This window comes from Microcoleus sp. PH2017_05_CCC_O_A, from assembly GCF_020738785.1.
Taxonomy (GTDB): Bacteria; Cyanobacteriota; Cyanobacteriia; order Cyanobacteriales; family Microcoleaceae; genus Microcoleus.
Map to the genome: position 1 here is coordinate 25973 of NZ_JAEQCB010000041.1, position 19684 is coordinate 45656.

14 protein-coding genes are annotated in these 19684 nt (G+C 44.8%); 9 read left to right on the top strand and 5 right to left on the bottom strand.

Annotation, left to right across the window (positions count from 1 at the left end; all coding sequences use genetic code 11):
• Positions 1 to 51: 51 nt before the first annotated feature.
• Positions 52 to 2523 (bottom strand): ATP-dependent Clp protease ATP-binding subunit, encoded by a 2472-nt coding sequence (locus JGK20_RS11600; RefSeq protein WP_293225161.1) that lies wholly within the window; start codon positions 2521 to 2523, stop codon positions 52 to 54.
• Positions 2524 to 2579: 56 nt separating this feature from the next.
• Here JGK20_RS11600 and JGK20_RS11605 point away from each other — a divergent pair, with 56 nt between their 5' ends.
• A complete protein-coding gene (locus JGK20_RS11605; protein ID WP_293189201.1) occupies positions 2580 to 2894 on the top strand; it encodes a hypothetical protein in 315 nt (104 codons plus the stop codon).
• 381 nt (positions 2895 to 3275) lie between these two features.
• Here the strand turns inward: JGK20_RS11605 and JGK20_RS11610 are convergent, their stop codons facing one another.
• Entirely contained in the window at positions 3276 to 3842 is a 567-nt protein-coding gene (locus tag JGK20_RS11610) for a hypothetical protein (protein WP_293176600.1), read from the bottom strand.
• A 122-nt stretch (positions 3843 to 3964) separates the two neighbouring features.
• Here JGK20_RS11610 and JGK20_RS11615 point away from each other — a divergent pair, with 122 nt between their 5' ends.
• Positions 3965 to 4987, top strand: coding sequence for a hypothetical protein (locus JGK20_RS11615; RefSeq protein ID WP_293212258.1), 1023 nt, complete (start codon positions 3965 to 3967; stop codon positions 4985 to 4987).
• Positions 4988 to 5238: 251 nt separating this feature from the next.
• Here JGK20_RS11615 and JGK20_RS11620 read toward each other — a convergent pair whose 3' ends face one another.
• From JGK20_RS11620 to JGK20_RS11630, 3 genes are all read right to left on the bottom strand, one after another.
• Positions 5239 to 6066 carry a protein-glutamate O-methyltransferase CheR gene (locus JGK20_RS11620; protein ID WP_293230511.1) on the bottom strand — a complete coding sequence of 276 codons (828 nt, stop codon included), beginning with the start codon at positions 6064 to 6066 and terminating at the stop codon, positions 5239 to 5241.
• 389 nt (positions 6067 to 6455) lie between these two features.
• Positions 6456 to 6890: a chemotaxis protein CheW gene (locus tag JGK20_RS11625; RefSeq protein WP_293145970.1), complete on the bottom strand. Its 435-nt coding sequence runs from the start codon at positions 6888 to 6890 to the stop codon at positions 6456 to 6458.
• A 15-nt stretch (positions 6891 to 6905) separates the two neighbouring features.
• Positions 6906 to 9260, bottom strand: coding sequence for a chemotaxis protein CheW (locus JGK20_RS11630; RefSeq protein WP_293230515.1), 2355 nt, complete (start codon positions 9258 to 9260; stop codon positions 6906 to 6908).
• 477 nt (positions 9261 to 9737) lie between these two features.
• On the opposite strand from JGK20_RS11630, the gene JGK20_RS11635 reads away from it, so the two are divergent.
• From JGK20_RS11635 to JGK20_RS11665, 7 genes are all read left to right on the top strand, one after another.
• Positions 9738 to 12695, top strand: coding sequence for a response regulator (locus JGK20_RS11635; RefSeq protein ID WP_293189193.1), 2958 nt, complete (start codon positions 9738 to 9740; stop codon positions 12693 to 12695).
• Positions 12696 to 13267: 572 nt separating this feature from the next.
• Positions 13268 to 14356 (top strand): adenylate/guanylate cyclase domain-containing protein, encoded by a 1089-nt coding sequence (locus JGK20_RS11640; RefSeq protein ID WP_293176610.1) that lies wholly within the window; start codon positions 13268 to 13270, stop codon positions 14354 to 14356.
• Between the two features lie 574 nt (positions 14357 to 14930).
• Entirely contained in the window at positions 14931 to 15293 is a 363-nt protein-coding gene (locus JGK20_RS11645) for a response regulator (protein WP_293176612.1), read from the top strand.
• Positions 15294 to 15304: 11 nt separating this feature from the next.
• Positions 15305 to 15904: a chemotaxis protein CheX gene (locus JGK20_RS11650; protein WP_293145984.1), complete on the top strand. Its 600-nt coding sequence runs from the start codon at positions 15305 to 15307 to the stop codon at positions 15902 to 15904.
• 125 nt (positions 15905 to 16029) lie between these two features.
• Complete coding sequence (locus JGK20_RS11655) at positions 16030 to 16170, top strand: hypothetical protein (RefSeq protein ID WP_293230517.1); 141 nt, start codon at positions 16030 to 16032, stop codon at positions 16168 to 16170.
• Positions 16171 to 16212: 42 nt separating this feature from the next.
• Entirely contained in the window at positions 16213 to 18510 is a 2298-nt protein-coding gene (locus tag JGK20_RS11660) for a HAMP domain-containing protein (protein WP_293225155.1), read from the top strand.
• 157 nt (positions 18511 to 18667) lie between these two features.
• A complete protein-coding gene (locus tag JGK20_RS11665) occupies positions 18668 to 19681 on the top strand; it encodes a hypothetical protein (protein WP_293197769.1) in 1014 nt (337 codons plus the stop codon).
• The last annotated feature ends 3 nt before the right edge of the window (positions 19682 to 19684 follow it).

Here is a 19684-nt window from a genome sequence, read left to right on the forward strand (position 1 = left end):
GCAAGAAACCGGGTTTTTAATCAGACGTTATTTATCTGCGTGTCATCGCACTTAATGACTCAATGCGAATTCCGGCAATCTCGGTTCAGATTCGCCACCTGGCAATACCTTAACCTGACCGTTTTCATCCACATCTACGATCGCACTTTGGCCGTCTTTCAGCTTCCCAGACAGCATTTCCTCAGCCAGTACATCTTCCAACAACCGCATGATGGCGCGGCGCAATGGTCGAGCACCGTAGCTGGGATTGTAGCCTTCTTTAACTAACAAATCCTTGAACTTGTCTGTCACCGACAAAGTGATACCCTGTTCGGTTAAGCGACTGAAAATTTCCTGCAACAAGATGTCAGCAATCTGCTTGATTTCTGCCTTGTTCAACTGGCGGAAGACGATAATTTCATCCAAGCGGTTGATAAATTCGGGACGGAAGAACTGTTTCAATTCTTCGTTTACCAAGCTGCGAACCCGGTTGTACTGACCGTCTGCGGCACTTTCGGCAAACTCGAAACCCAAACCGCCGCCGCCTTTTTCAATGACTCGGGAACCGATGTTTGATGTCATGATCAGCAGCGTATTCTTGAAGTCTACCGTGCGACCTTTAGCATCGGTCAAACGGCCGTCTTCCAAGATTTGCAGCATCATGTTGAAGACATCCGGGTGAGCTTTTTCGATTTCGTCGAACAAGACTACCGTGTAAGGACGGCGCCGGACTGCTTCTGTTAGTTGGCCGCCTTCGTCGTAGCCAACGTAACCCGGAGGCGAACCGATGAGTTTAGAAACAGTGTGACGTTCCATAAACTCGGACATATCTAACCGAATCATTGCTTCTTCGGAACCGAAGAAATATGTTGCTAAGGCTTTTGTCAGTTCGGTTTTGCCGACGCCTGTGGGGCCGGAAAATATGAAACTGGCGATCGGGCGATTGGGATTTTTTAAGCCTACCCGCGCGCGGCGGATCGCCCGAGAAACTGCGCTGACAGCTTCTTCTTGACCGATCAAACGCTGGTGCAAGGTGTCTTCCATATGCAGCAGCAATTCCGATTCCGATTCTGTCAGCTTGCTAACAGGTACTCCCGTCCAATTTGCCACGATGTGGGCGATGTCTTCTTCTGTGACGATGGGAGAGATTCTGACTTGGCTTTTGTTGATTGTAGCTTCGGCGATTTCAGCTTCGATTTCTAATTCGCGATCGCGCAATTTGCCTGCTTTGTCGAAGTCTTGTTCGCGCACAGCAGCATCTTTTTCTTTACTGACGGCCGGAAGTTGTTTTTTGAGTTCTTTAACTTCGGGCGGGGTTTGCGAGTTCAGCACGTGCACGCGGGAACCTGCTTCGTCAATTAAGTCGATCGCCTTGTCTGGCAAAAATCGATCGTTAATGTACCTGTCTGACAGTGTAGCCGCTGCTTCTAAAGCTGCATCGGAAATTGTCAGTCGGTGGTGCTGTTCGTAGGCCGATCGCAAACCGTACAATATTTCTATTGTTTCAGCCACGCTCGGTTCGCCGACTTTAATCGGTTGGAAACGGCGTTCTAGGGCTGCATCGCGCTCGATGTGCTTGCGGTATTCATCCAAGGTAGTCGCGCCGACACACTGCAATTCACCTCGGGCGAGGGCTGGTTTGAGCATATTGGAAGCATCCATGCTACCTTGAATCGCGCCTGCACCAACTAAGGTATGAATCTCATCGATTACCAGAATGATATTGCCGGCAGCGCGAATTTCTGCCATGATTTTCGTCAGCCGTTCCTCAAATTCGCCTCGGAATTTTGTACCAGCAATCAGCGAACCCATATCGAGGCTGATTACTTGTTTGTCTTCTAAAATTTCCGGGACGTTTCTGTTAACAATCCGCTGGGCGAGGCCTTCGGCGAGGGCTGTTTTGCCGACTCCGGGTTCGCCTACTAACACTGGATTGTTCTTCGTGCGGCGCCCCAACACTTGGATCACGCGCTCGATTTCATTTTCGCGGCCCACGACTGGATCGAGTTTGCCGGCGGCTGCTAACTTAGTTAAGTTAGTGCCAAATTCTTCTAAAGTTGGGATTTTGCGATCGCCACCGCTATCTCCTCGGCCTCCGGGTACTGCCGCTACTTCTCCCACAGCACGAATTACCTGCGTGCGAACTCTCTGGCGATCGATTCCCAGGTTTTGCAGCACCTTCGCCGCCACACCTTCATCGTCTTGAATCAACCCAAGCAGAATGTGCTCGGTGCCGATGTAATTGTGGCCTAACTGCCGCGCTTCATTCAGCGCCGTCTCAAAAATGCGCTTGACGCGGGGTGTAAACGGAATTTCTGGCGGGAGAAACCCGGAACCTCTACCGATGATATTTTCGATTTCATTGCGCGCCTCTTTCAAGTTGAGGCCCATATCCAGTAATACTTTTGCAGCGATGCCAGTGCCTTCGCCGACAAGTCCCAGAAGAATTTGCTCGGTGCCTACAAAATTGTGACCGAGGCGCCGTGCTTCCTCTTGAGCTAGCATTATTGCTTTAATGGCTTGTTCTGTAAAGCGTTCAAACATATTTTTTCCTTCCTACTGTCTTGGCGAGGGCTGTATCGCTGCTGGTGAGGAGCGATTTGAAATACTACACAAATTATATATGTAAATTTTTGTGTATTTCCTTCTTTAACAATGTATCGCTAGTAATTAGGGGCGGACAGTGGGGAGAGCCGAATAGCAGGGGTGTGGTTGCCGTCTCGGAGTACGCTGTACAATACGAGCTACAAGTGGCAATGCAAATTAAGGCTAATAATGTTGGATCTCACTTTACTTGGCGGCTGCCACTGTGTCAAGCATTTTCTCAAAGAAAGCAAGCGAAAGTGCCTCGGGGGGCGATCGGGGAATGCTTTTGTTTCAAATCACGTGCTTTGAGCCAAAGTATTGCACCCTAAAGCAATTTTATTTTAACAGGTCAAGGGACTGCTGCGGGCGTGCGATCGCCTGCGACCAAATCGACAGCGTTTTTTAATTGCTATTAGTCGCCTGCTTGCCCAATAAATTAAGAGGGCTTGAGACTCAGCATTTTTTGCGGTGATTTTGCCTTTTAACTTATAATATTTTCCTCATTTTACCGGAAATAATTGGTTGAAAGCCGGAACCCTTTGAGACAGAAATTAAAATCAGACTATTCATTACTCCCATCCTCGGACTTAAGGATAGAGTTCGCTCTCGAACTGTCAACTGTCAACTGTCAACTGTCAACTGTCAACTGTCAACTGTCAACTGTCAACTGTCAACTGTCAACTGTCAACTGTCAACTGTCAACTGTCAGTTTAAAGCCATTGTGCAAGCAACTGTTCAATAACTTTCACAAAGCCGATCGCAATTTGAATCAACGGCCAACCCACCAGACAAATTAACGCCGCCCAGCGAGTTTGAATATCCAAACCTTGGCGAACCGCCACAATTACAGCCAGCAAACTCCACACAGCTAATATCCGCTCTATGCCTTCTCCCAGCAACGGAATCAACGTTAAGAAATTTAGCACTTGGGGGGCGTAGGCAAATCCGATCGGCACCAGCAACTCCCCATAAGTTACGTGACCCGGTTTCAGCCAGTCCCCAATTTTCGAGATAGTGAAACTCCAAAAAAAATAACCACCCACGACTGCCAAACCATCTATCCAAAGTGCTAAAAATAACACAGATAGCTCAGTTCGATTGATTAACAAAATAACGGCATTTCCCAAGACCCGAGACACCGCTGCTAAAATTACAATTGTTAAAGCTATCCGCTTAGTTCTGCCAGTGTAGGGAGTTTTTTCATAAAAATTGCCGTTCAAAGAAAGTGCGTTCCAAAGCGTTGCCCGCAAACCTGTAATTGAATCTTCTCCCTTCACCTTTAATCCCTGCTCCTCTAGATAGTTGACAAGTTGGATAAAATAAGCTCTAATACAGCAGACTCACCGAACTATTTCTACGTAATTAGGTAATTAACAGGCATTCTACCAGATTTTATTAAATGCTAAGATTGATTTTGCAGATACTTGCGTGGCTGCGCGGGGGAAGTTTAAATTTGTTGACCATCGCAGGTGTAATCCTGATAATTTGGGGCATTCTTTCGCCGATCGGAACTGTGATCTGGTGGCTGGGTCAAAGTGCCGAAACCTTGGGTATCAAGAAAAGTCCGCCGGGGATATTGCCCTCAAACAACGGCAATCTAGAAGCGCGTAAGTCTTCGCCGATCAATTGTTATATCATCTTTTTACCGGGAGTTGGCGATTTTTCGGGGAACGAATTAACGCCGGGAGAAGAGTTTTTTCTCAAGCGTTTAGTTAAAAGTCACCCGCAGTGCGTAGCAGTGGGGGATATTTTTCCTTATTCAGCTTCTAACAAAAGTTTAGGAGGACAGCGGTTGCTAGCTCCTTTTTGGCGGTTTGCAGAACACGCAAAAAGCGGGCCAATTGCGGGCGATATATTTATCAAAATTCGCAATCTCTGGAGGTTTGCAATTTCTCTAGATTATCGCTACGGTTTTGCATACAATCAGGGAATTGCTAATGTAATTATCGATCGCATGAATGCTCAATCTCCCATTTCAGCTAATCCTCAAAAACCTTTGCAAGTTATTTTAATTGGCACTAGCGGTGGCGCACAAGTTGCTTTAGGTGCTACTCGTTATCTTAAGGAATGGCTGAATGCAGAAGTTACTGTTGTTTCGGTTGGGGGCGTGTTTTCGGGAGAAAATGGTTTTGCAGAAGCCGATCGCATTTTTCATTTTCGCGGCACTCGCGATGCAATTGAGGATATTGGCGGCATCGTTTTTCCGACTCGCTGGTACTGGTACGCGACTTCACCTTTCAATCAAGCGCGTTCGCAAGGCCGCTATGCAGAAGCTTTCAGCGGCCCTCACAAGCACGACGGCGATGATGGATATTTTGGAGAAAATGTGGCGGGGAACGGTAAAAAATATGTAGATATCACGCTGGAAAAGATTAATCAATTGCCTGTTTGGTCTGAGGGCGCAGCCAAAAGAGAGGACTGAAGTCCTCACTACTAACCTAATTATAGGTTAGTAGTGAGGACTTTAGTCCTTCTTAATTATAGGTTCGATCGTTCGGACTTTAGTCCTTCTTAATTCCTAAAGATTAGACTTGAATTGTACAAATAATTAGGATGGGCTTCTAGCCCGTCCTAAATTTTGATTAAAAAGACTTTTGCAATCTTGTCTATTAATCAAGAGAGGACTAAAGTCCTTACTACGAACCAATTTTATGATAGTCGATCGACCGCACATCATCTCAATCGATAACATATACCTTTTTCAAATTGCACCAACTCAAAAGCCGGGTCAAGATTTACAGTTGTTTCTCCTCCCCCTAGGAATAAGTAGCCCTTGGGGCGCAACACCCGCCGCACTCTCGCTAAAATCGATTGCTTTGTCTGAACATCAAAATATATTAAGACGTTTCGCAGAAAAATAATGTCCATTTGAGGCATCGATCCAAAGGGTTCTGTCAAGTTAATCTGGCGAAATTCGATCGCCTTGCGGAGGTGTTCTTTAATCTGCCATTCCTTGCCACACTGCTGGAAGTATTTGTGTAACAATGCTGTTGGTAAACCGCGCACTACTTCGTGCTGCGCGTAGCATCCAGAAATTGCTCGCTTCAGCATGGCTGTAGAAATGTCGCTACCAAGTATCTGTACTTGATTTCTCGCTAACTGCGGAAAGTATTCGCGCAGCAGCATCGCAATACTGTAGGGTTCTTGGCCGCTGGAACAAGCAGCACACCAAATATTCAAAGTGCGATCGCCCTGGATCTGTTTTAACAATTCGGGAAATACTGATGTTTTTAATATCTCGAAGGGGTTGATATCTCGGAAAAAAAATGTCTCGTTGGTCATCATTGCTTCGACTGTCGATTCGTGAAGTTGGTTAAAACGCTGTTGTTTGATTTGTTTTAACTCTGCAACTAACCCGCTGATGGAGTTTGCTCCGGCTTCTTTAGCTACCATCCCTAAACGCGATTCAACGAGGTACATCTTTTCTTCGGATAGGAATACACCTGTGCGATCGTATACAAGTTTTCGGATATAATCAAAATCTGCAATACTTATCGGCATGGTAATTGAAGGAAGAGTTGACAGTTGACAGTTGACAGTTGACAGTTGACACTTGACAGAAGGAAGAGGGAAAAACAGTTAGGGAGCATCTCAGTTTTGCAAAAAGCATTTTTTTTATTATAGTGCGAGCGTCCCCGCTCGCGAGTTGTAGAATACGCGAGCGGGGACAGCACTATAAATGCCAAACTGAGATGCTCCCAACAGTTATTCGTGCATCCCTGACTAATGACTACTGTTAGTGATAACTTAAGCTCGCACTAATGACTAAGGTTCGCGAGCAGAGACTAATGACGAATCACGTTTCCGAGCTTAAGTTCTCGCAAAACATGACTAATGACTGATGACTAATGACTGATAACGTCCGCGAGCGGGGACGCTCGCGCTACTGACTACTGACTGCTAAAATCTACAACTTTATCAACATCTAAAAATAGCAGTAACTGCCCTTGTAGCTTGTACGCTCCTCGAATTAGCGGGCGTATTTTGCTAGTAAAAGTATCTGGAGGAGTTTCAAAATCAGCTTGAGATACTTCTAGCACATCTCCAATATCGTCAACTAACCAACTGACTGTTTCATCGCCAGTTCTCACTATCACATTTAAAGGCAATTGTTCCACAGGCCGATCGCACAAATCCAACCGCCTCCGCAAATCAATCGCCGTGACAATTTGTCCCCTCAAGTTTATCAATCCACCGACTACTGCGGGCGCTAGCGGCACTCGCGTCATCTCCTGATAGCGGATGATTTCTTGAACTTTCTCAACCTCTATGCCAAAAAATAAGCTGTCAACAAAAAACGTACAAAGTAGAGTTTCTTCAGGCATTGTTTAATTATTCCTTTAATAGCCAGAGCTGGTGCTTGCTAACATCTGCTCGACTCCGAATAAATTGTTGTTAATTACTGCATCAACATCGAGGATTTCAGTAACTTGACCCTGAATCACAGCACAATATGAAATTCCTGCTTGAGTAGCTGCACCTTTAATGTCGATCGCCTGTTCTACAATATCCAGGATGCGATCGACTACCAGACCGACTTGGTGTTCTGAGCCGATCGACACTACGACTAACGGCAGTTTATCATCTGCTGCGCGCGATCGCCCGTCCAGACCGTTGGGCCCCCAATCAGCCGACTCACTGCCGCTACCAAACACCGCCGTCAAATAAATCACCGGCATAATTTGGTTGCGGTACTGCACCACATTCTGCTTCCCGACTCGCTCCAAAAGATGGCGGGGAAACTCTTCTAAGCGACAAACTCGCGATAGGTGAATCGCCATCCGCCGACAGTCTGGGCCCTGAAATACTAGCAACTGTTGTGGAGGTTCTGAAGATTCCCGGCGACTGTTTTCATCAGCTAAAATCGCCTTTTCCTGAGCCTCCGTCATGTGGGTTTTCTGAGCAATCCCGTGCACGTCCAAAATCAAAGCAACTTTACCGTCGCCCATAATAGTTGCTCCGGCAAAACAAGCTAGAGATTTTAGTTGTTTTCCTAAAGGCTTAACCACAATTTCTTGCGTGTCGTTGATGGCATCTACCACCAACCCAAAAGGTTTGTCTGTCGCTTGCACTACTACAATATTTAAAGCCTCATCTGTGTCGAATTGCGATTTTTTGCCGTTTTCTACAATTCCTGTTTCTAACTGTAATTCCCGATTCAAATAAATCAGTGGCAGCAGTCGCCCCCGCAACCGATAGACTGGCGTTCCGTGAAACATTTCGATTTTTTTAATTTGTTCTCCTTCCAAACGCATCAGTTCTAGCAAATTGACTTGAGGAATTGCGTAGCGAGATCCTCCGGTAGTAATAATTAATGTCGGAATAATCGCCAGAGTTAAAGGAATTTTTAACTTAAAAGTTGTGCCTTTGCCGACTTGACTTTGAACGTCGATCGTGCCGCTGATTTTTTCTATATGTGTCTGCACCACGTCCATCCCTACTCCCCTACCGGAGATATTGGTGATTTTTTCGGCGGTTGAAAAACTGGGCATGAAAATTAAATTTAGGGCTTCGCGATCGCTCATTTTAGCTGCGTCAACAGCAGAAAACATTCCTTTTTGCACTGCCTTACTTTTAATTCGCTCTGGATCGATTCCCCCGCCGTCATCGGAGATTTCTATGTTTACCTGACCGCTTTCGTGATAGGCTCGCAGTAGCAGTTTACCGAAGGCGGGCTTGCCTTTGGCGACTCGCACTTCTGATGTTTCAATGCCGTGATCGAGGCAGTTACGGACTAAGTGAGTTAGCGGATTGGCGATCGCCTCGATTAAGGTTTTGTCTAATTCTGTTTCTTCGCCTTCCATTTCTAACTGTACTTGTTTGCCCAAGCTGAATGCTGTGTCCCGCACTACCCGGGGGAATTTGTTCCAGATAGTGCGAATTGGCTGCATTCTGGTCTTCATTACTCCTTCTTGCAGTTCGGAAGTAACTAAGTTTAAGCGGCTGGATACTGATTTTAATGTATCGTCATTTTGGGTGTTTGCTGTTTGGGTATTGGCAAATTCTAAGATTTGGTTGCGACACAAAACGAGTTCGCCTACTAAGTTCATTAGTTTGTCCAGCAAGCCGACATCTACTCGGATTGCAGTATCGGAAATTTTGAATTTGTCACCCTCGGTATCCGCAGCATTTACCTGTTGGCTGGTAGTATTGGTAGCAGAGGGAATTAGCAATTGCTCGATCGACAATAAAGCATCTGCATACAAATGCTCTCGTGTCAACTCTGACTTTTCCGGTTCCTGGATCGCAACTTCTGGAGTTACTGAGTTGGATTCGACGATCGCACTCGGCGACAATTCAGATGCAGTACCGCCGGATTCTTGGAGTTGCAAAAGTCGATCGAGCAATGCGGTGTGGGCGATGGGGCTTTCTTCTCCCGTCTTTTCCAGGGCTTCCATGTGCGATCGTACCGCGTCGATTGTCTCCAGCAAAGCGCTAGTAATATCGGGAGTCATCGTCAAAGTGCGATCGCGCAAGAGGCTGAGCAAATTTTCTCCCGCGTGCGCGACAGACTCAAGTTTTTCCACCCCCAAAAAACCGCTATTGCCTTTAATCGTGTGCAAGCCGCGGTAAATCCGATTCATCACCTCTCTATCGGCATCATTTTTTTCTAAAGCTACTAAATCCTCCTCAATTTGGTTTAGGTATTCGTAGCCTTCAATCAGAAATTCCTTTACATCTTCATCAATTTCCATCGATCCGGTTCCTTGTTCATCGGTTTGACGCTGGATTAAAATAAATTATCGAATAGTTCAAAATTGTAGTGCGCCCCAGTCAGCATTACTTTTGATCTGGCGATCGTAGCTAAATCATTGCCAACTTGACCTCATAAGTATACTATATCTATACGAATTAGCAAAAATTATTAACATCGCAGTCCCGCAGTCGTGTTTTTGAACTCTGGCAAAAAAATCTGTATCAGGGTTTACCGCACCAACTGCCAAGGACAATGCACGACTTACACACTCTTAGCGCGCCCAAACCCCGTTTCTTCCTAAATGCCTGTCCCCAAACCTCTTATTTATCGTATAAACCGGGTTTATTGAGCCAGCGATCGGATAGAAGCTGGCAGAATAAATGAATATAATTTTTCTGCATTGTTACCTCCCAAGCTTTTTTTTGATAACTTCTGAAGTATACATAAATTTCGTCACTTTTTCACCCTACAGAAAATGCTAGAACAAATAGAACAAGCGCAACAAAGATTCAACGTCCTCGATCGCGTTCCCATCGGATTGTGCGTGATCGCTCGCGATTTTACCGTGCTGTTTTGGAACCGCACACTAGAGCAGTGGACAAAGCTGCTCAAAAAAGAAATAATCGGAACTAACCTCAAAACTCACTTTCCCCAACTCGAAGAACCTAAATATCAAACTCGCTTAAAACAAGTATTTAACAATGGCTTGCCCACCGTATTTTCGCCTCAACTCCACCAGCCCCTAATTTCATCAAATTTACCCAACGGCAAACCTAGAGTTCACAACACAAACGTCACTCCCATACCAGCCATCAAAGGAGAAGGTTTTTATGCTTTAATAGCGGTTCAAGATGTTTCCGAAGTAACGCAGCGCATCCAAACCTATCAGCAAGAAATTAAACACCGATTAGTAATAGAAGAAGAACTTAAACGCGCCACAACTGACGCCGAAGCTGCCAACCGAGCCAAAAGTGAATTTTTGGCAATGATGAGCCACGAAATCCGCACGCCGATGAACGGAGTCATTGGCATGACTGAGCTGTTGCTAGATACGCAACTTTCGCCAAACCAGCGCAATTTTGTGAATACAATTCGTACCAGCGGCGATTCTTTGCTGGCAATTATTAACGACATTCTCGACTTTTCTAAGATAGAAGCAGGCAAGCTGGATTTAGAACAAGAACCGTTTAATCTCAGAAACTGTGTCGAAGAAGCTTTAGATTTAGTCGCGATGAAAGCTGCGGAAAAACAGCTAGACTTAGCTTGCGAATTGGATGCCAGTGTTCCCGCCTTCCTGTACGGAGATGTCACCAGACTTCGCCAAATATTGATAAATTTGCTCGGCAATGCTACCAAATTTACCGAAGCAGGTGAAGTGGTAGTTAAAGTAACAGCAAAACCCATTGCCGACAATGCTGTAGAAGTTACGCAAACTAACTCAATTTCTCAAATAAATATTGGGCTTGACAGCGAAAAATTCAGGCATAAACCAGCTTTAAATTCTTCTCTGTCAGACTCTGATGCTGCCGATTCTAAATATCTAGAACCATCAGAAAGTAGTAACTACGAAATTCAATTTACTGTGAGGGATACAGGCATCGGAATTTCGCCCGATCGCAAAAACATACTATTTAGAGCCTTCAGTCAAGTTGACAGTTCCACAACTCGCAAATATGGCGGTACTGGCTTGGGCTTAGCCATCAGCAAACGCCTCAGCGAAATCATGGGTGGCACTATGTGGGTAGAAAGCGAAATCGGCAAAGGTTCTAAATTTTCTTTTAGCATCAAAGCTCAGCCAGCACCGGCTAATGAAGAAATATTAAACCTGAATGTACCCCAGCCTCAACTAGCAGGTTTGCGACTGCTGCTAGTTGACGATAATCCCACAAACCGCAAAATTCTTACCCTGCAAGCTATGTCTTGGGGAATGGTTGTCCGCGCAGCAAAATCTGGCGCGCAAGCGCTGAAAGTGCTGCAATATGAAACTATGTTTGACATAGCGATTCTAGACTTTCATATGCCAGAAATGGACGGCATTACTTTAGCAGAAAAAATTCGAGAATTTCCTCAAGGTAAAAATTTACCTTTAATGATTTTGAGTTCTGGGGGCAGGCCATCTCGCCGCGAATTTCAAGGGCGAGTTGAATTCGCAGCTTTTGTATACAAACCAATTAAGCAAGCACAGCTCCATGAAGTTTTGCTTCGCATCTTGGGCGGGGAATGTACCCCAATTCAACCGTGTTTTTCGCAGCCTCAATTTAATTCACAATTAGCCGAAACACTGCCTTTGAAAATGCTGTTGGTAGACGATGTAGAACTCAATCAAATGGTAGCAGGGCAGATGTTGCAGAAGTTAGGTTACAGTGCAGATTTTGCCAGCAGCGGACAAGCAGCTTTGGATGCTTTGGAGCGTTCGGAATACGATATTGTGTTTATGGATATGCAGATGCCAGAAATGGACGGTTTGGAAACTACTCGCCTGATCCGCCAGCGATTTTCGGGAAATTTAATATTAGAAAATCCAGCTCCAGAATCTGGATTTTCAGCAACAGACGAGCAATCTCACAATCCAAAATCGACTTCTCCTTGGATTATTGCGATGACGGCTAATGCGATGCAGGGCGATCGCGAACTTTGTTTAGATGCTGGCATGAATGATTATATCAGTAAGCCGGTGCGAGTCCAGGCGATCGTTCAGGCGATCGCGCAGTACGATCGACAAACCGGGCGATCCAAATCCTATTCAGATCTTAACAATTGGCAGACTCAGCCGACAGACTCTGCTTCCCAAGCTCAGCCTGGAAACGAAATGAAAAATGTTGCACCCGCAGTTGATGAAACTGCGTTGGAAGAGTTAAAGCATTTAATCGCCCGCGCAGGTGTTTTGATTTCACAAATTGAAGGTGGAAGTCAATCGGGAGTTGCAAATTTTCCTCCTAATTCTGGGGAAATTGTAGCGGGTACTAATAACATTAAATTTCCGACTTTACCTGCTGTGACAGTTCCTAGATTAGAGGCAGAAAACTCCCAAATTTTACCGCCAGCCACACCGCAAAATTTTCTACCCGAAACAGCACAAACCGAAATAGAATTGCCGCCTCTTGACAGTCAAACTTTTGAAGAATTGACGGATTTACTGGGAGAAGAAGCTGAAGAATTTTGGATCGAGCTAGTAGATAAATTTCTGGAAGTTGCACCGCCAAAATTGCAGGAACTCGCCGATGCTGTCAATCAATTGAATGCTCCCGCAATTAAAGCCTCGGCTCACGCTCTTAGAGGTGCTTGTACGACAGTCGGAGCCATGCCTTTGTTTCAATTGTGCGCGCAGCTCGAAGAGATGGCCCGGAAGAAAACTCTCTCAGGTAGCGAGGTTCTGATGTGCAAAATTGCAGCCGAATATCAGCGGGTAAAAGCGGCTTTGTCATCTAGTTGATTGCTATCGAAGAAGGAAGTTCGGCAACGGATTTATTTGCAGCATCTCAATGAGTCAATCGTGTACGCAAGTATCACAATACTTAAAGGTTTTTTAGGTACGTTATTGCGATAGAGCGCTCAAGCGCAACAACGTACCTTTTTTAAAGTGCCACTTGTCTCCAGGAGTGTGAGTGTAAAAAGCAAAAATAATTGACAAAAGCAACCCGATATGGTGTGTCGGTGGCGCGGGACGATCGATCGCCCGTTTTCCGCAAAATGTTCAACATTTAGGCCATTTAGCCAATTGCGAAAATTTAAAAGTTCTGACATAATCTGATAGAATTCTCAACACGATCTCAATAGCAACGTGACGGCTCAATTGCTAACTTTTCAGATACTGTAACAAAATGTCAGTATAAAAAGTGACAGATTATCCTATCCGTTGCCGAAAGTTAAGTATTCCATGGAGTATGAGATTATACAGTTGTTAAAAATCATCAGAGTGCGATCGATCTACAGTGAACTCATCCATTTCAACGCAGAAATTAAATCTGCTGCTGACTAAGAACTTGATGCTATTTTCACAAGAATATGATTAGTGCTGACTTTAGAATCAACTCGCAAACCACGCCCCAAATTCTGATCGTCGATGACGAAGCAACCCAGCAGCTATTTACCCGCCGGATTATGGAAAAAGAAGGCTATCGGGTAATTGAGGCATCAAACGGACAAGAATGTTTGGACATTTGTCAAGAAACTCTCCCAGATATTGTCCTATTGGATGCGATGATGCCTGTAATGGACGGTTTTACTTGCTGCGCCCAACTCCAGGCTAATCCCCAAACGCAAAAAATCCCGGTGCTGATGATTACAGCACTAGATGATAAAAAATCTGTCAATCAAGCTTTTGAAGTAGGAGCAACAGATTATGTGACGAAGCCGATTCACTGGCCAGTGCTGATTCAGCGAGTGCGGCGCTTGATTCAACAGTCTCAACTGTATCAGCAGTTGATGGAAAGCCAAGAGAAAACTCAAAAATTATTACTGAATATTTTACCAGAGTCGATCGCACTCCGGCTCCAAGAAGAATCAGCCCCAGACTTAGTAATTGCCGATCACTTCCCCAATGTCAGCGTCTTATTTGCTGATATGGTAGGCTTTACCAAGCTTGCCTCAGAAATGCCTCCTATTGAATTAATTGTCAAACTCAATTCTATTTTCTCAGAATTTGACCAGCTAACTCAGGAATACGGCTTAGAAAAAATTAAGACTATTGGGGACGGCTATATGGTAGCATCTGGATTGCCCATCCTCCGGGACGATCATGCTGACGCGATCGTGCAAATGGCCCTAGCCATGCAGCAAGCTATGACGCGGCTAAACACACAAACAAAAGAATTTCACAGCCTGCGAATTGGCATTCACTCCGGGCCTGTGGTTGCAGGGGTCATCGGAACTAAAAAGTTTAGTTACGACCTTTGGGGCGACACGGTAAACACGGCAAGCCGCATGGAACAATATAGTTTTCCCGGCTGCATTCAAGTGACAGAAGACACTTACAAGCAGTTGTCAACAAAACATTTGTTTGCAGAAAGAGGAATGATTGATGTTAAAGGCAAAGGTAAGATGAAAACTTACCTCTTAGATTGTTCAGAACATCTCAACAGATGTACTGCATGAATTGGTAATCAATAATGGTTAATGTGAAGTCGTACATGAGGGTCAAAAAATACCTCAAACGTAGTATCAATCAACGGTTTGATACTTAGGTCTAGATGCCCCCTTAGCTTGCCCCCTACTCCCCCTTAACAAGCAGGGCGGTTTTATTGTCATCATAGAAATAGGTACGTAGTTGGGCTTGGGCCCTCTATACAGGTATGTTTAAAGGGAGCATCTCAGTTTTGCATTTATAGTGCTGTCCCCACTCGCGATTTGTAGAATACGCGAGCGGGGACAGCACTATAATAAAAAAAATGCTTTTCACAAAACTGAGATGCTCCCTGTTTAAAGAGGGCTAAAGCCCAACTACGTACCTTGATTAATATGACAGTTGCGTTTAATCGGCCATCCGACCTTTGAGCGATGTTTTCGGTAGTTTCAGATGTCTTTTCCCGACAATAAAACTACCCTGCTTCGATCGGGGGATTTAGGGAGATCTAGACTCTGATATAAACCAGAGATACAAAGGTTTTCAGCCAATTCCCAATTCCCAATTCCCAATTCCCAATTCCAAATTATTAAGGAGCGCGCCAAAATGGGTTTAGTTTTAATTGTAGATGATGCAGCATTCTCTCGGCGGATGATTCGCAAAGCTGTTGAAGAAGCCGGACATCAAGTGATAGAAGCAGCCAACGGACAAGAAGGCTTAGATATGGCTGCATCCAAGTCGCCAGACTGCATGATGACAGATTTGTTAATGCCAGAAATGGACGGTTTCGCCTTGCTAAAAGCCCTGGGCGAAAAAGGCTCTAAAATTCCAGTCATCGTACTTTCAGCAGATATTCAAGACAGCGCTAGGCAGAAGTGCGAAGAATTGGGAGCATTTATGATGCTGAAAAAGCCCCCAAAAGCTCCCGAGATTCAGGCTGCAATCCAAAAAGCTCTGGATAGCAAATAGGAGATATCAGAGTGGAGCTAACAGCAGATGAAATAGATGCTTTGAAGGAGCTAATCAATATTGGTGTGGGAAGTGCCGCTGGAATGTTGAATGAAATGATTCAATTTCCCATCCAGTTGCAGATTCCAGATATTGACCTTGTATCAGCCAATGAGCTGCGAAGCGAATTAAAAAAACGCTTCGGTATAGAGCCTCTTTCCACGGTGCAGCTAGGCTTTAACGGCTCATTTAGCGGCAGCGCCCAGCTACTTTTTCCTACCGAAAGTGCAGTGAATTTAGTTTCTGTTCTCACTGGTGAAGAAAAGGGAAGTCCTGACCTTGATTCTCTCAAAATTAGTACCCTCAGTGAGGTGGGGAATATGATCATTAACGGTGTCATGGGTTCAATTGGCAACGTTCTAGACCAACCGTTAGACTATGAGGTTCCCTATTACGCAGAGGAAGAAATTGAGGATTTACTGTTAAAAGAAAAGTCTCTCGATACCGGGAGCGTGCTGTTGGCTCCAGCTCACTTTAGTATTGAAGAACTGCAAATTCAAGGAGACATTTTGCTGTTTTTCGATGTGGGTTCGTTTCAAATGCTGCTGAAGGCGATCGCCGCGGCATCTTAAATACCGCAAATATTCCTCATGCAAACCGGATGTTTTGTGTCCCAGACTTTCAACAGTTGACAGTTGACAGTTGACAGTTGACAGTTTGAGAGCGATCTCTACCTAGAAGGAAGAGGATTGGAGTAATGAATAGTGTGATTTTAATTTCTCCCGATCGGGGTTACGGCTTTCAACCAATTCTTTCTGGTAAGCACAAAGCGGGTTTCGGGCTGCCAGTACCGAGAATGTGTGACGTAAAAGTACGCGCGTGCGAAGCTATCCCGTAGGGAATCGCCCTCCCTGATAAATTGTATAAAACTACCTAAAACATGGATACACAAAATCAATCAACAGCCTCAGAATCTTCCGAAATTGACTCGGAACCCAGCAATTTGGTAGCGACAACAATTGCAGAAACAGCAGAGAGTTTCAGCAACCAGTACCAACAGCAACTGATTATCGCTCTGGCAGCAGTCAGAGATGGCGACTTTAGCGTTCGTTTACCCGCGGACAACGGCTTGGGTGAAATTGCCAAAGTCTTTAATGAAATGGTGAGTGTCAATGAAAAATTTGCTGACGAAATAGAGCGCGTCAGCCAAGCAGTTGCCGAAGAAGGCAAAGTACCAAAATCAAGAGAAATCAAAGAATTTAAAGGTTCTTGGGTTAGCAGTATTGACGCGGTGAATGCAACGCTAAACAGCTTAGTTGCGCCGACAATAGACATAGCGCGAGTGCTGCACGCTGTAGCTAAAGGCGATTTGTCCGAAAAATTTAGCTTAGAGTTTGAAGGCAAACCAATCAAAGGATTGTTCCGCCGTATTGGGACTACTCTCAACAAAATGGTAGACCAATTAAATAGTTTTGCTTTAGAAGTAACTCGCGTCGCCCGCGAAGTTGGTAGCGAAGGCAAATTGGGAACCCAAGCAGAGGTAGAAGGGCTATCGGGTATTTGGCAAGAACTGACGGCAAGTGTTAACTTGATGGCGGCAAATCTGACTCATCAAGTACGAAATATTACTAAGGTTGCAACGGCAATTAGCGTCGGCGATTTGAATGAAAAAATTACCGTTGAAGCCGCAGGGGAAATTTCGCAATTGAAAGATACTCTCAATCAAATGGTTGACAGTCTCAACGATTTTGCCAAAGAGGTGACGCGGGTAGCAAAAGAGGTGGGAACTGAGGGGAAACTTGGGGGTCAAGCACAAGTTCACGGAGTAGCTGGCGTCTGGAAAGATTTAACGCAAAATGTTAATCTAATGGCGAGCAATCTTACCAATCAAGTACGCAATATTGCGGAAGTTACTACGGCGGTAGCTCAGGGAGATTTGTCTAAAAAAATTACTGTAGAAGCTGAAGGGGAAATTCTGGATCTGAAGAATACGATTAATGAAATGACTGTTCAGCTTAATGAGTTTGCTTTAGAAGTTACGCGAGTTGCTAGAGAAGTTGGCGTTGAGGGCAAATTGGGAGGTCAAGCAACTGTTGATGGTTTGTCGGGTACTTGGCTGAGTTTGGCTGGTAATGTGAATATTATGGCGGCTAATCTTACGGAGCAAGTTCGGAGTATTGCGGAAGTTTCTACTGCTGTGGCTAAGGGAGATTTGTCGAAGCAAATTACTGTGGAAGTTCAAGGAGAAGTTCTGGAACTGAAAAATACGTTGAATACTATGGTTGACCAGCTTAATACTTTTGCAGATGAAGTAACGGGGCTGGCGAAACAGGTAGTTGCAGGACAGTTGGGAGGGCAGGCGACTGTTCCTGATATCAGCGGGACTTGGAAAGATTTGACGGATAATGTTAATCTGATGGCGGCTAATTTGAACGCTCAGGTGCAGCAAATTTCTCAAGTTGCGATCGCAGTTAGCAGTGCTTCGGAGGAATTGATTAGCGAAAGTCAAAATATGGGGGCGGCGGCTGAAGAAACTTCGGCTCAAGCAGGGACGGTATCTGCGGCGGCGGATTTAGTTAATAGCAATACTCAATCGGTGGCTACCGGCATCGAGGAGATGAATGTGAGTATTAAGGAAATTGCTAAGAATGCTTCGGAAGCTGCGACGGTTGCTAATTCGGCGGTGAGGATGGCGGAAACTACGAATCAAACTATTACTAAACTCGGCGTTAGTAGTGCAGAGATTGGTAATGTTGTCAAGGTGATTACTTCGATCGCCCAACAGACTAATTTGCTGGCTCTGAATGCTACAATCGAGGCGGCTCGGGCTGGAGAAGCGGGCAAGGGTTTTGCGGTGGTGGCGAATGAGGTGAAGGAGTTGGCGAAACAAACGGCGGCGGCGACTGAGGATATCAGCAAGAAGGTGGAGGCTATTCAAGCTGATACTAAAAGCTCCGTACAGGCGATCGGCCAAATTACTTCTATTATCAACCAAATCAGCGATTTCCAAACGACGATCGCCAGTGCAGTGGAGGAACAAACGGCTACAACTACCGAAATTGCGCGCAATGTCAACCAAGTTGCGATCGGTTCCTCGGAAATTGCCCGCAATATTACCAGCGTCGCCGATGCAGCGGGAAGTACCGCCACCAGTGCTAGCAATACTCAAAATTCTGCGATCGAATTATCGAAAACGGCCGCTCAATTGCAAGGACTTGTCAATCAGTTTAAGTATTGATTTGGATAATAGATAATGGGGAATTGATAATGGGTAATGAGTAATGAGTAATGGGTGAGTTAAGGTGGGCAATGCGCTCCCTAAATAATTAATTCCCAATCCCCAATTCCCAATTCCCAATTCCCAATTCCCAATTCCCAATTCTCAATTCCCTAAAATGAAAACCTACTCAAAACCAATTTCATTAATTCTGATTGGAGGCTTTTCGGATTCAGAAAATCAGACATTGCGCGAAACGTTAAAAGCAGACGAATATGTATTTGCCACAACTACAGATTTATACAATTGTTTAGATATTGCTGAGTGCCACCATCCCAAAGCTGTCATCCTAAATTTTGCAGCCATAGAACACAATTATTTAGCAATTATCCAATTCTTGCAATTATTACAAATACCCACGATAATTCTCAGCGACGACTTAGCAAGGAATATGATTCAGTATTTGTCGCTGGCAGGAATATTCGCAACTCTCAAAAAAACTAACAATGAATTAGAATTGCGGCACACCGTGGCAACTGCGGCTTATCCAAATAACGCCGATCCAATTAATTCTCACAGTCAACTGCGGAATTTCAACCTAGCCAAGCTCGAAACCGGAAAACACACAAAATTACAGGATGTTGTCAACAAAGCCATCGGCACAGCAGTTTCTCAGATGAGCGAAATGATTGCGTGTGAGGTAGAATGTGAAATGCCTTCATCTCAAGCGCTGTCCCCGATATTTTTGCAAAAAAACCTAATTGAAACCTTGGGAAAAAACCTAATAGCTGTAGCGCAGCTTGATTTTAACGGCAATTTATCAGGTTCGGCTCAGATGTTGTTTTCCTGCGAGGCTGCTGATGCTCTTGTTTTAGCTCTCAACGGCGGCGGCGATGTAACCAGCGAGGAATTCAAGCAAGATAAGGCTGACATCTTGGGGGAAATTGGCAATTTAGCTATTAGCGGTATTGTCGGCACTTTTAGTAATACCTTAAAATACAATCTCGGTTATGTAGTTCCCCACTATATAGAAGGTTCGGCGGAGGAAATATTTAGCGCTATGAATTTTAATATGCGCTCAACAATTCTACTATTTATGTCTCATTTTAAAATTATCGATCTTGGCGTAGAAGGCGATTTAATTCTGTTTTTTCAAGCTCGCTTACTGCTCGATCTGTTATTTCGAGTTTAATAG

Coding starts and splice junctions, on each gene's coding strand:
- JGK20_RS11600 (WP_293225161.1), bottom strand. CDS start 2,523: ATGTTTGAACGCTTTACAGAACAAGCCATTAAAGCAATAATGCTAGCT.
- JGK20_RS11615 (WP_293212258.1), top strand. CDS start 3,965: ATGCTAAGATTGATTTTGCAGATACTTGCGTGGCTGCGCGGGGGAAGT.
- JGK20_RS11620 (WP_293230511.1), bottom strand. CDS start 6,066: ATGCCGATAAGTATTGCAGATTTTGATTATATCCGAAAACTTGTATAC.
- JGK20_RS11625 (WP_293145970.1), bottom strand. CDS start 6,890: ATGCCTGAAGAAACTCTACTTTGTACGTTTTTTGTTGACAGCTTATTT.
- JGK20_RS11630 (WP_293230515.1), bottom strand. CDS start 9,260: ATGGAAATTGATGAAGATGTAAAGGAATTTCTGATTGAAGGCTACGAA.
- JGK20_RS11635 (WP_293189193.1), top strand. CDS start 9,738: ATGCTAGAACAAATAGAACAAGCGCAACAAAGATTCAACGTCCTCGAT.
- JGK20_RS11640 (WP_293176610.1), top strand. CDS start 13,268: ATGATTAGTGCTGACTTTAGAATCAACTCGCAAACCACGCCCCAAATT.
- JGK20_RS11645 (WP_293176612.1), top strand. CDS start 14,931: ATGGGTTTAGTTTTAATTGTAGATGATGCAGCATTCTCTCGGCGGATG.
- JGK20_RS11655 (WP_293230517.1), top strand. CDS start 16,030: ATGAATAGTGTGATTTTAATTTCTCCCGATCGGGGTTACGGCTTTCAA.
- JGK20_RS11660 (WP_293225155.1), top strand. CDS start 16,213: ATGGATACACAAAATCAATCAACAGCCTCAGAATCTTCCGAAATTGAC.
- JGK20_RS11665 (WP_293197769.1), top strand. CDS start 18,668: ATGAAAACCTACTCAAAACCAATTTCATTAATTCTGATTGGAGGCTTT.